Raw genomic sequence first — 12,439 nt, 5'->3', positions numbered from 1 at the left:
ATCAATGCTGGATTGATCAGCGATTGGGCTACTTCCCGTCTCGGTAAGTGCATTGCATGCTGATCGATCTATCTGTAGTGAGCAGTGTCGAACAGCGATCGTCATCACGACAGGCTCGTGAATGCGCGCAGATTACCAAATTGCAGGAGGTCTCTTGTCTTCGAAGAAAAAGCTGCGCAAGGGCATCTTGCTCGCCGGGGGCTCGGGCACTCGGCTCCATCCCGCGACCCTCGCTATTTCGAAGCAACTTCTTCCGGTTTTTGACAAACCGATGATCTACTATCCCCTATCAACGCTGATGCTTGCAGGTATCCGGGATATCCTGATTATCTCTACGCCGCAGGACACGCCGCGTTTTGAACAGCTGCTGGGGGACGGCGCCCAATGGGGATTGAATCTTCAATATGCCGTGCAGGCCGCGCCGGAAGGCATTCCCCAGGCGTTCTCGATCGGCAGGGAATTCATCGGGCGAGAGGCAACCGCCCTCGTGCTCGGAGACAATATCTTTTACGGCAACCTCCTGACGCATGATTTATCCGCGGCTTCCGAGAGGTCGGACGAAGCGACGATCTTCGCGTATAAAGTCCACGATCCCGAACGGTATGGGGTGGTGGAATTTGACGGTCAGGGCAAAGTCCTCACCTTGGAGGAAAAGCCGTCCAGGCCCCGCTCATCTTATGCGGTGACGGGTTTATATTTCTACGACAATGACGTGGTCGACATTGCTGCCGGCTTGAAACCCTCGCCACGCGGCGAAACCGAGATTACCGATATCAATCGGCATTATTTGTCGGCCGGCAGGCTCAATGTTGCCGTCCTAGGGAGGGGGCATGCCTGGCTTGATACGGGCACGCACGATTCACTCCTTGAAGCCAGTCAGTTCATTGCCACCATCGAGCGGCGCCAGGGGCTGAAGATTGCCTGCCCCGAAGAAATCGCCTTTCATTTGGAATACATAGATGCCGAGCAACTGCTAAGGCTGGCGGCTCCACTTGAAAAGAGCTCTTACGGTCGATACCTCATCAGCTTGGTGAGGGAACCAGCTCCACATTTCCCAACCGGCTGAACCGGCAAAACTGGAAAACCAATCTTGTCTGCTTTTACCCTGCTTACGTTGAAGACGATGTCCGACGGACGAGGCGCGCTGACCGTCATGGACGGAATACTGCCATTTCCGGTCGCCCGGAGCTTCTGGATCTATGGAGCCGACGGATATACACGCGGCGGCCATCGTCATCACCAGACTCGACAGGCGTTGGTGGCGCTTTCGGGAAGCGTGATGATTTTGATGGACGATGGAAAGGCCCGGGAAGAGATCGTCTTGTCGTCACCGGACCAGTGCCTGCTTGTAGAGCCAAGGGACTGGCACGAAATGACCTTCGGTCCCGGTTCAATCCTGCTCGTTTTTGCCTCTCGCGGATATGATAAGGATGATTACATCGACACTCCCTATGAACGGCTCTGAGATGATTGAGTATGAAAGTCTTGCGCAGGCCAACCGCGCGCTGATGGAAGAGTTGGAAGCGGTTGCTTCCCGTGTGATTCGTTCCGGGTGGTACATACTTGGGAATGAGGTTTCCTCATTCGAAGCTGAATTCGCCGCCTTTGCGGAAAGCAAACATTGCATCAGCGTGGCCAATGGTCTAGATGCGCTGATCCTGTCGATCGAAGCGCTCGATCTGCCGAAAGGCAGCGAGATCATGGTTGCCTCCAATACCTATATCGCCACGATTCTGGCAATTCTTCGCGCCGGCCACAAACCCGTTCTGGTGGAGCCCGAACGCGAAACGTTCAATATCGATCCGGAGCGCTTGCCCGCGGCGCTCACTCGCCACACGAAGGCAATCTGTGTGACGCATCTTTTCGGCAAAGCCTGCCGGATGACCGAGATCGCCGCGTTTGCAAACGAACATGGTCTCAAGGTGATCGAGGATTGCGCGCAGTCTCATGGTGCACGCTATGACGGCAAGCTGACCGGCACCTTTGGAATCGCCGGCTGCTTCAGCTTCTATCCGACCAAGAATCTTGGAGCTCTCGGAGATGCGGGCGCGATCGTCACGGATGATGACGAATTTGCAGATCGCCTCAGACACATGCGCAATTACGGCTCGAAGAAAAAATATGAGAACGTCTATATCGGTGTAAATTCCAGGCTTGATGAGATGCAGGCGGCATTCCTGCGGGTCAAACTGCGTCACCTCGATGAGGTGACTGAACATAAACGGGCCCTGGCCGGTATCTATTTTGCCAATCTGCCCAAATGGCTCGCGCAGCCGCTTCGTCGACCTGCCGAGTATGACGTATTTCATATCTTCGGGATACGGCACCCCGCCCGCGACGAATTGCGTCAGTGGCTGCTCGATAACGGTGTCAAGACCGAGATACATTATCCGATTGCACCGCATAGGCAGAAGGCAATGCAAGGCATTCTTTCCGGCGATTATCCCATTGCCGATGAGCTGCATGCCACCGAGCTGAGCCTGCCTATTTCCGCCGGGCATAGCAGCGATGAGATCGAGCGTGTCTGCAGCCTTCTCGCTGCGCTCCCGGAAAAGCTGAAGTTGGCGGCATGACAGAGCACCTGAAAGGACCGGCCTCGGCACGTGCGGATGACGATTGGGATATCGTTATCAAGCCTTCCAAGGGCAATAGGCCGGATCTCGGCCTTGTCTGGCGATATCGCGATCTCGTCTGGATGTTTTTCAAGCGGGATTTCACCACATTTTACAAACAGACCATTCTCGGACCCATCTGGTACATCATCCAACCGTCGCTGACGGCGATGACCTATTATGTTGTGTTTGGAAAAATCGCTAATCTTTCCACGGATGGCCTTCCGCCCTTTCTGTTTTACATGTCGGGCACGATCATCTGGAGTTATTTTTCTGCCTGTCTGACCAACAACTCTGAAGTCTTCTCGAAGAACGCCAATCTGTTCGGCAAGGTTTATTTTCCGAGGCTTGTGGTGCCGCTATCCGTTGCGATGAGCGGCCTTGTCGCCTTTGCGATCCAGTTCCTCCTCTTGTTGACGGTTTCCATTGTCCTGAAAATTGCCAATCCCGATCTGGCCCTGAACTATTGGTTCCTGTTTCTGACGCCGCTGGTGCTTCTCTATATCGCCGTGCTGGGCATTGGTGCCGGGCTTGTGGTTTCTGCTCTCACGGTCCGTTTTCGCGATCTCGTCTACGCCGTCGGGTTCATGACGCAACTCTGGATGTATGGTACGCCGATTGTGTACCCCTTCAGCCAGATCCCGGAACGGTATCATTGGTTCTATTACCTCAATCCAATGACGACGCCGGTTCAAACCTTCCGCTGGGCGCTATTCGACGCTCCCGCCTTGCCCGTCGGTCTTTGTCTCGCCAATCTCGCAGTGACTATCGCAATCACTCTATGCGGGCTGGCACTTTTCTCGCGGGCGGAAGCCAACGCGATGGATACCGTCTGATGCACGATATCGTTATTCGAGCGGAGCACGTCAGCAAGCTGTATCGTCTCGGCGTGATCAATCACGGCACCCTCTATCGCGACCTTCAGAGCTGGTGGGCGAAGTGGCGCAACCTTCCGGATCCGAACGTTTCCCTATCCGACCATACGTCCGACCGCGGCGCGCAGTCGCGACTCAAGGGAGACATCTTCCACGCGTTGGATGATGTCTCTTTCGAGGTCGGGCACGGCGAGATCGTCGGGATTATCGGCAGGAACGGAGCCGGAAAATCCACACTGTTGAAGGTGATGTCGCGTATCACCATGCCGAATTCGGGCTTCATCGGTATACGAGGCAGAATTGCCAGCCTCCTTGAAGTAGGTACGGGATTTCATCCGGAACTCACCGGTCGGGAGAACGTCTATCTGAATGGCGCCATCCTCGGGATGAGCCGTGCCGAGGTTAGGTCGAAATTCGACGAAATTGTCGAGTTTGCGGAGATCGGCGAATTCATCGACACGCCGGTGAAGCGGTATTCGTCCGGCATGTATGTCCGCCTGGCCTTCTCCGTCGCGGCGCATCTCGAGCCGGAAATACTCTTGGTCGACGAGGTATTGGCCGTCGGCGACGTCAACTTCCAGAACAAATGCATGGGACGCATGCAGGAGGTCACCAAGGCCGGCCGAACGATTATCTTCGTCAGCCACAACATGACAGCGATCAGCAGCATCTGCCCGAAATCGATTCTGATGGCTGATGGAAAAGTTGCTGCGATGGGCGATACCGCGGATGTGATAAAGGCCTATCTCGATCGCCCGGAATTCGGGGGCACGGCAAGTTACTCGGTCAATCCCGAGGACGTCGACGGAAAGGCAGTCATTTGCCGTGTTTCGGTGTTGAATTCTCAAGGCGAGCTTTCCGGAACGTTGGAGCTATCGAAGGATTTCTCTGTCGAGGTCGAATACGAGTTGAGGGAGCCGCTCTCTGGCCTCTCGGTCGGAATGCAGATCATGATGGAGGACGGCTATACCCCCCTCATCAGCCTTTCCGATCCCGAGCTCGACGTCGGGCGCCTGGATACCCGGCCAGCCGGCTATTACAAAGCTCGCGTCAGATTTCCCGGATATCTCCTCAACACGGGCACCTTTTACGTGCGATTGGGCATATCGAGCCGGTTCTCGATCTATTCCGTCGCCGAGGGTATCCGGTTCGACGTGGAGGACAATGTCGGAATTATCCAGATGCTGGGCCAGCAACGAAAGCCGTCGATTTCGGCGATCCAATTGCCCTGGGAGATAGAAAAGCTCTTCCTGCGCAATTCTGAAGGTGTTTTGAAATGAAGAGAGCGCTTGTCACTGGGGCGGATGGATTTATCGGCTCTCATCTTATCGAGACGCTGGTCAGGTCGGGCGTCGAAGTTCGCGCCCTTTGCCAGTACAACTCGTTTTCCAGCTGGGGTTGGCTTGACCAGTCTGAATACCGCGGCCAATTCGAGGTGATCCTTGGAGACGTCCGCGATCCGGCGCAGATGCGCTCCGTCGCCAAAGGCGTCGACACGATCTTCCATCTTGCCGCCCTAATCGCTATTCCCTACTCTTATCAGGCTCCATCAAGCTATATCGACACCAATGTGCATGGGACGCTGAACGTTCTTCAAGGCGCTCTCGACGCCGGTGTCGGAAGGGTAATCCAGACCTCGACGAGTGAAGTCTACGGGACGGCGCGTTTTGTGCCGATCAGCGAAAGCCATCCCCTTCAGGCGCAGTCGCCGTATTCGGCTTCCAAGATCGGCGCCGACGCGATCGCCTACAGCTATCATTCGAGCTTTGACCTGCCGGTGACGATCGCACGGCCGTTCAACACTTTCGGCCCTAGACAATCGGCAAGGGCAGTTATTCCGACTGTGATTTCGCAGCTTCTGAGCGGGCGGACGACGCTGAAGCTTGGTGCGCTTTCGCCCACGCGGGACTTCAATTTCGTGCAGGATACATGCGACGGCTTTCTGGCGCTGGCGGCCAGCGACGAAGCCGTCGGCCAGACGGTCAACGTCGGCTCCGGGAGCGAGATCTCGATCGGCGATACCGTTCAGTTGATCGCCGACATCATTGGCGTCAGCGTAGAGATCGAATGCGACGAACAGCGTTTGCGTCCGGCAAACAGTGAAGTGGAACGCTTGTGCTGTGACAACAGCCTGATCAAGTCTCTGACGGGATTTTCGCCGCGTTACAGCTTGGAAGACGGTTTGAAGGCAACGATAGAATGGCTGCGTCAGCCGCAGAATCTGGCGCGGTATAAGGCGGATATTTTCAATGTCTAGGCGCGCAGTCATTCTGGCGGGGGGAATGGGAACGCGGTTGCGGCCCTACACCGTCGTCCTTCCAAAACCTCTGATGCCAATCGGCGATTATCCTATTCTTGAGGTCATCATTCGTCAGCTGATATCAGGCGGGTTTGAGCACATAACGCTCGCCGTCAACCATCAGGCCGAATTGATCAAGGCGTTTTTCCAGGACGGCGACAAGTGGGGCGTGCGCATCGATTATTCGCTCGAGGATCAGCCGCTCGGCACTATGGGGCCGCTACGATTGATCAAGGATCTACCGGAGAATTTTCTGGTGATGAACGGAGACATCCTGACGGACCTCAACTATGCCGATTTTCATGATGCTCACGTCCGCGACGGCAACATATTCACCATCTCGTCAAAGACACGTGAGCATCGCATAGACTACGGCGTTCTTGATACCAACGAGGCAGGACGCCTGACCGGTTTCCGGGAGAAGCCGACGGCCGAGTATAAAGTCAGCATGGGCGTCTACATGGTGTCTTCGGGGGCCGTCGACCACATACCGCAACGCGGCGCTTACGGCTTCGACCAGCTGATGCTCGATCTCCTTGCGGCGGGCAAGTCGGCCACAGTGCGTGATTTTCAAGGCTACTGGCTCGATATCGGACGCCCCGACGATTACGCATTGGCGATCGAGCAGTTCGAAACCATGAAATCCAGGTTCTTGAATGGTTGATGCCATCGTCACCGGTGCGGGCGGCTTTCTCGGCAAGCGTCTGGTAGAGCGGCTTGAACAGGCCGGCGTTGATGTGCTTGCGCTTGACCGAACACATGGCGACATAAGCGAAGAGGGAATGTGGCAGAAGCTTCCCGCAGCAGGCACGCTGTTTCATCTTGCCGGCAGGACGTTTGTCCCGGACAGCTGGTCACAAGGCCCGAGTTTCATGGCCGCCAATGTTCTTGGTACACAGCACGCGTTGAACTGGTGCAAGCGACACAAGGCGAGGCTCGTATTCGCAAGCGCCTATGTTTACGGAGTGCCGGAGCGCCTGCCGATCCATGAAAGCGATCCGGCCAGGCCGAACAATCCCTACGCTCTTTCCAAACTCCTTGCCGAACAACTCTGTGAGTTTGCTGCCACACACGAGCAGATACCAGTGGTGGTATTGCGCCTTTTCAATATATATGGCGCTGGGCAGCGGCCCGAATTTCTGATCCCGATGCTTCTGGAGCAGATAAGGGCGAAGCAGGAAATAAAGGTTCTGGATCTGAGCCCGCGGCGTGACTATGTATTCGTTGACGATGTGCTGAGCGCCTTTGCCAAGGCGATGGACGTTTCGGAAGGCTATCATTGCATCAATATTGGCTCCGGCACATCGCATTCGGTGCAGGAAATCATCGATATCTTGCAGGAGTGCGCCGGCACTCATCTACCGGTGGTGTCGTCTTGCGCTGTTCGGCGGAATGAAATACCTGACGTGCGGGCCGATATTGCGCGGGCTCGTGCCATTCTTGGATGGTGGCCGGAATGGGATCTGCCGGCCGGGATCCGCGCGATGATGAAGGAGTCGTAAATTGAACGAGCGTTACGTTCCGATCAACAAGGGCAACTACTCGATGGACACGGACGAGCGCGAAGCCGCGTTCGACAGATTCCGTGGCGAGGGATGGGAAGCCGAATACGCGGATTACCGTCGCAAGTGGTCGGAATATGCCCTGAACCAGCAGGTGTCGGATTACCCGCTGTTGGTCGATCTCGAGCTTGCTTCGATTTGCAATCTGCGTTGCCCAATGTGCTACACGATCAGCGACGAGTTCAAGAAGAGCGTCAATACGACCCGCATGGACTGGGATCTCTACTGCCGCATCATCGATGAGATCGGCGGCAAGGTCCCTGCGATCCGTCTGTCGCTGCGCGGCGAGGCAACGCTGCACAAGCGTTTCGCCGACTGTGTGCGCTACGCCAAGGACCACGGGATCAAGGAAGTCTCGACCCTCACGCATGGCTTCAAGCTCAACAGAGACTATTTCGCTCAGCTCGTCGATGCCGGCATCGACTGGATCACCGTTTCGATTGATGGCACCGGTGAGACCTACGAGAAGATACGCAAGCCAATCAAGTTCCAGGCCCTGCTCGACAAGATCAAGGACATCAAGAAGTACAAAGAGGAGCGCGGGCTTCACCGTCCGGTCATCAAGGTGCAAGGCATCTGGCCGGCGATCAGGGAGAATCCCGATCTTTATTACGAGACCTTCGCGCCTCATGTCGATCTTGTCGCCTTCAATCCGCTGATCGACTATCTTGGGAACGATTCGGACGTTCAATATCTCGATAACTTCACCTGCCCACAGCAATATCAGCGCCTCGTTATTGGCGCCGACGGGCTTGTGATGAAGTGCTCGAACGACGAGGAAAATCGTGAGGTCATCGGCGACGCCAATGCCGAGACGGTCCATCAGATTTGGCACGGCGAAAAAATGAATGCAGTCCGCGCCTTGCACAAAGAACCACAGGGCTTCTTGAAAAGCGAAGTATGCCGCCGATGCTACCTGCCTCGCCTGACGGATGATGAGCCGACCGAAATCTGTGGCCGGAAAGTGATCGTCCGAAATTACGTCGACCGGGCTCAGGAAATCGGAAAATAGAGAAGCGGCCGGATTTGGTGCGGGATGACGTCGCACAGAGCCGACCGAGCTGCGCAACCGCGAATGGAATGCCGGCTGCATAGTGAATTGCAGGAGTAGCAGATGTTCCGGAACTACCGACCTGACCGGTGTTACATCATCGCCGAGATCGGCGGGAATTTTACGACTTTTGATCAGGCAAGACAGCTGATCGACGAGGCAAAGTCGTCCGGCGTGGATGCGGTGAAGCTTCAGACTTACAAGGCTGAAACGCTTTCAAGCCGGCATGCTATGTTCGATATGGAAAATACTGGGGTGACCTCCCAGTTCGAACTCTTCCGCAAATATGAGATCGGACACGAGTTACATGAAGCTGTCTTCCGTTATGCCGAGAGCCACGGACTGGACTGGTTTTCATCGCCATCCCATGAAAGCGACGTGGATTTGCTGGAGAAGTGTGGCGTCGGTGCTCACAAGGTCGGATCCGACGACGCGGTAAACCTTCCCTTTCTCCGCTATTTGGCTAAGACGGGGAAGCCAATCCTGCTGTCGACCGGAATGAGCACTCTCGACGAGGTCCGCGAATCCGTCGAGACGATCAAGGCGGCGGGTAACGATAAACTTATTCTGCTGCATGCCATTACCAGCTATCCCACACATCCCGAGAATGTGAATCTGCTGGCAATGCAGACTATGATGCAGGCCTTTCCCGATCTGGACGTCGGTTATTCCGACCATACGTTGACGCCGGTCGCCAGCCTTTGCGCTGCTGCGATGGGCGCACGGGTGATAGAACGCCACTTCACCTACGATAAGAACGCCGATGGTCCCGACCACATGCTTTCCGCCGATCCAGCGGAGATGAAGTGGCTGGTCGAGGCAATCAGGGCTTTCGAAATCATGCGTGGCAGCGGACGCAAGGAGCCGGCCGCAAGCGAAGCAACGACAAGACTCAACAACCGCAAGAGTGTCGTTCTGCAGCGCCCGTTAAAGGCCGGCGACATCATTTCGGCCGGCGATATTGCCGTGAAACGTCCCGGTAGAGGCATTGAACCCAAACATTTTGAAGGCCTTGTCGGACGGACGGTCGCTCGAGACCTTGAGGTCGACTCGCTGCTGCAGTGGAGCGATCTGGCGTGACGCTTGGGATAATTGTCCAGGCACGAATGGGCTCGACCCGGTTGCCGGGAAAGGTGCTTCGCGACATTTCCGGCAGGCCGCTTCTTGGGCATGTCCTGGGCAGGCTTCAGATGTTGAAGCGGCCGGCCAGGGTTATCGTGGCGACATCGTCGGCCGTTGAGAACGATGTGATTGAAGCCTGGTGCCTTGAGCACAGCGTAAGCTGCTTTCGCGGCGACGAAACCGACGTCCTCGACCGCTATTTCCAGTGCGCGAAATCATTTGGACTGTCCGATATCGTTCGATTGACCGCAGATAATCCTTTCACGGATATCGAGGAACTCGAAAGGCTTATCGATCTGCATCAGAGGCGGGGATACGACTATACGCATGCGTTCGGGCAGCTGCCGATTGGCGTGGGCGCCGAGATATTTACGCTCGAAGCGCTGTCACGCAGTCATCGCGAGGGAACGTTGCCGCACCATCGCGAGCACGTGAACGAGTACTTCACCGACCGACCGGAGTTGTTCAAGATTGGCCAACTCGATGTTCCCCCAACCAAAACATCTCCGAATCTGCGTCTGACGGTGGATACAGAGGAGGATTGGAACCGCGCTTGTGCGCTCGCCGCGTTGGCGAACGAGGGTTGGCTTGGCACGGAAGAAGCGATCAGGCTATGTTCGTCTTCTGCATAGAAAGCTCACATACACGCGGTATGGGCCATTTGTTCCGGTCTTTGACGCTCGCAGCCGAACTGCGCGCGCGCGGTCGTCCGGTCCGATTTCTGGCGAACGATCATCCGAACTCGCTGAGGATCATCCGCGAGCGCGGCTTTGACGTAGCGCTTTACGATCTCGCCTCGGTGACAGGATGGGAGAGCAGCTTCCTCGAACCCGCCGCATCGACTCCGGTCTGGATCAACGACCGCCTCAATACGCAGCGATCCCACAGCGAGGCGATCAAGCGTTTGGGCGTCAGGCTCGTGACCTTCGACGACCGTGGTGAAGGCGCAGAACTTGCCGACGTCAACATCTGCGCTCTGATGTTTGAAAAGACCGAATATCTCAAGGGCAAGGATGTTCGGCTGGGATTGGAGTACATGATACTCAATCCTGAAATCGCGGCGTTTCGCAGACTTCGGCAAAGCCTCGCATCGATACTCGTGACGCTCGGAGGCGCCGATACCTACGGCGTGACCGCCCGTGTCGCCAAATGGCTGAGGGACAAGCCGTTTTCCGTCACCATCGTCACGGGGCCGAGCTTCCAGCACATGATGGAGCTTGAAGAGGTCATCTCGGCCGCTTTGCCGGGCCGGTTCACGTTGCTGAACCAGGTGCCGTCGCTGGCCGCGGAGATGCATCGACATGATTTGGCGATTACCGGTGGCGGCATTACCCCATTCGAGGCCTGCGCGGCTGGGCTGCCCTGTGTGGTGATCGCCAACGAGCCTTTTGAAATCCCCGTCGGACATGCGCTTGAGAAGCTGGGAGCGGCGTTTTTTGCCGGGCATCACTCGGCATTCGATCTCGGTATTCTGGAAACGGCAATTCCCATCAGGGCCATGAGCGAGATCGCCATGACCAAGGTTGGTCTTGGCGGGGTCGGGCGTGTTGCCGATTTGCTGGAGAGATTGGCTGCATGACCATCACGGCGGTTATTCATCAACCGGATTTTGCTTCATATCTCGGCTTTTTTCAGCGTTTCCTGAACGCCAACCTCTATATCGTTCTGGATCACGTGCAATTCGTCCATGGTACGAGCAAAAGCTGGACGCATCGTGACAAGATAAAGACGGCGCAAGGCGATCGGTGGCTCACCGTCGGCATCAGAAAGCCGAGTTTGGGCACTGCAATCAATGCGGTGGAACTGGCGCCCGGCACCGGATGGATAGACCAGAACCTTTCGCTGCTTCGCGAAAATTATCGGAAGTCCGCCGGCTGGAGCGACGTCTTTCCCCGCATCGAAGCCCTCTACGGCACGCGCTTCGACCTCTTGGCCGATTTCAACATGCATTTCCTGGACGGTATTCTGGATATGCTTGAAATCACGATGCCGAGGGTGCGATCGAGTACATTAAGTCCGGAAGGACATAAGAATGAGTTGCTTGTCGAACTGCTGCGCAAAGTGGGAGCAACACGTTACCTTTCAGGCCTGGGCGCACGCGACTATATGCGGCCGGAAGTGTTCGAGGCGGCCGGAATAGAAATCGAATGGCAACATTTCGTCCATCCGGTCTATCCACAGCCGTTTGGTGAGTTCATGCCTTATCTCAGCATCCTCGACACACTGCTGAATTGTGGTATTGCAGGCACGCGTGACCTGCTCTGGAGTTGCAAATGAATATTCTCGCGATCGGTGCCCATTTTGACGACGTGGAACTGGGCTGTGGCGGCGCATTGGCGCGCCATGCAGCCAACGGCGACACGGTCTATGTCTATGTTGCAACCGTATCCGGCTTTTCCAACCAATATGACCAGTCCGTCCGCAGCAGCCAGGTCGCCAGGGCGGAAGCGGATGCTGCGATGGAGATCCTCGGCGTCCACAAGATGTTCTGCGGCGAGTTCAAAACGCTCCAGATCGAATTCGTCGACCCGCTGAATATCGAGATCCTCAAGCTCGTGCAGGATCTGAAGATCGACATGGTCTACACCCACTGGGTCGGCGACATCCACCATGACCATCTTGCCTTGTCGCGCGCATCGCTGCACAGCTGCCGCCATGTGCCCCGCCTTCTGATGTACCGCAGCAACTGGTATCATTCGACGGTCGATTTCAGGGGAAATTTCTACGTCGACATCACCTCCCATTGGGATCAGAAGGAAAACGCAATCCTTGCCCATGAATCAGAGATGGAGCGCACAGGGCGGAAATGGGTGAGCTTCTTCCGCAATGAAGCCGAAAACGCCGGCCAGCGCATCGGTGTAAAATACGCCGAAGTCTTCGAGGTCGTGAAGTGGCTGCAGCCGTGAGGAAAATAATGA

Annotated in this window: 14 protein-coding genes; all 14 read left to right on the top strand. The window is 56.0% G+C overall.

All coding sequences use genetic code 11. From position 1 onward, the window contains the following. Positions 1-154: 154 nt before the first annotated feature. The 14 genes from rfbA to HJB83_RS01850 all read left to right on the top strand — a co-directional run bounded on the left by rfbA (position 155) and on the right by HJB83_RS01850 (position 12,427). A complete protein-coding gene (rfbA, locus tag HJB83_RS01915) occupies positions 155-1,066 on the top strand; it encodes a glucose-1-phosphate thymidylyltransferase RfbA (protein ID WP_221131238.1) in 912 nt (303 codons plus the stop codon). A gap of 24 nt (positions 1,067-1,090) precedes the next feature. Then, positions 1,091-1,465, top strand: coding sequence for an FdtA/QdtA family cupin domain-containing protein (locus HJB83_RS01910; RefSeq protein WP_221131237.1), 375 nt, complete (start codon positions 1,091-1,093; stop codon positions 1,463-1,465). 1 nt (position 1,466) lies between these two features. After that, a complete protein-coding gene (locus HJB83_RS01905; protein ID WP_221131287.1) occupies positions 1,467-2,573 on the top strand; it encodes a DegT/DnrJ/EryC1/StrS aminotransferase family protein in 1,107 nt (368 codons plus the stop codon). Beyond that, entirely contained in the window at positions 2,570-3,448 is an 879-nt protein-coding gene (locus tag HJB83_RS01900) for an ABC transporter permease (protein ID WP_207583019.1), read from the top strand. The genes HJB83_RS01905 and HJB83_RS01900 overlap by 4 nt, the downstream gene beginning before the upstream one ends. After that, positions 3,448-4,767: an ABC transporter ATP-binding protein gene (locus HJB83_RS01895; protein WP_221131236.1), complete on the top strand. Its 1,320-nt coding sequence runs from the start codon at positions 3,448-3,450 to the stop codon at positions 4,765-4,767. The genes HJB83_RS01900 and HJB83_RS01895 overlap by 1 nt, the downstream gene beginning before the upstream one ends. Then, complete coding sequence (locus tag HJB83_RS01890; RefSeq protein ID WP_221131235.1) at positions 4,764-5,744, top strand: NAD-dependent 4,6-dehydratase LegB; 981 nt, start codon at positions 4,764-4,766, stop codon at positions 5,742-5,744. The genes HJB83_RS01895 and HJB83_RS01890 overlap by 4 nt, the downstream gene beginning before the upstream one ends. Beyond that, complete coding sequence (locus HJB83_RS01885; RefSeq protein ID WP_221131234.1) at positions 5,737-6,450, top strand: nucleotidyltransferase family protein; 714 nt, start codon at positions 5,737-5,739, stop codon at positions 6,448-6,450. Before HJB83_RS01890 ends, HJB83_RS01885 begins: the two co-directional genes overlap by 8 nt. Further along, complete coding sequence (locus HJB83_RS01880; RefSeq protein WP_221131233.1) at positions 6,443-7,288, top strand: NAD(P)-dependent oxidoreductase; 846 nt, start codon at positions 6,443-6,445, stop codon at positions 7,286-7,288. The genes HJB83_RS01885 and HJB83_RS01880 overlap by 8 nt, the downstream gene beginning before the upstream one ends. Before the next feature lies 1 nt (position 7,289). Continuing rightward, positions 7,290-8,360, top strand: coding sequence for a radical SAM/SPASM domain-containing protein (locus HJB83_RS01875; RefSeq protein ID WP_221131232.1), 1,071 nt, complete (start codon positions 7,290-7,292; stop codon positions 8,358-8,360). A 102-nt stretch (positions 8,361-8,462) separates the two neighbouring features. Continuing rightward, positions 8,463-9,479 (top strand): N-acetylneuraminate synthase family protein, encoded by a 1,017-nt coding sequence (locus HJB83_RS01870; RefSeq protein WP_221131231.1) that lies wholly within the window; start codon positions 8,463-8,465, stop codon positions 9,477-9,479. Beyond that, positions 9,476-10,153, top strand: a complete 678-nt coding sequence (locus HJB83_RS01865) for a cytidylyltransferase domain-containing protein (RefSeq protein WP_221131230.1) — start codon at positions 9,476-9,478, stop codon at positions 10,151-10,153. Before HJB83_RS01870 ends, HJB83_RS01865 begins: the two co-directional genes overlap by 4 nt. Then, a complete protein-coding gene (locus HJB83_RS01860; RefSeq protein ID WP_221131229.1) occupies positions 10,135-11,100 on the top strand; it encodes a PseG/SpsG family protein in 966 nt (321 codons plus the stop codon). Before HJB83_RS01865 ends, HJB83_RS01860 begins: the two co-directional genes overlap by 19 nt. Beyond that, a complete protein-coding gene (locus HJB83_RS01855; RefSeq protein ID WP_221131228.1) occupies positions 11,097-11,798 on the top strand; it encodes a WbqC family protein in 702 nt (233 codons plus the stop codon). The genes HJB83_RS01860 and HJB83_RS01855 overlap by 4 nt, the downstream gene beginning before the upstream one ends. Continuing rightward, positions 11,795-12,427 (top strand): PIG-L deacetylase family protein, encoded by a 633-nt coding sequence (locus HJB83_RS01850; RefSeq protein WP_221131227.1) that lies wholly within the window; start codon positions 11,795-11,797, stop codon positions 12,425-12,427. Before HJB83_RS01855 ends, HJB83_RS01850 begins: the two co-directional genes overlap by 4 nt. Positions 12,428-12,439: the final 12 nt, after the last annotated feature.

It is taken from the genome of Rhizobium sp. NZLR11, assembly GCF_019685115.1.
Taxonomy (GTDB): Bacteria; Pseudomonadota; Alphaproteobacteria; order Rhizobiales; family Rhizobiaceae; genus Rhizobium.
This window is presented reverse-complemented; position numbering and strand designations above follow the sequence as displayed.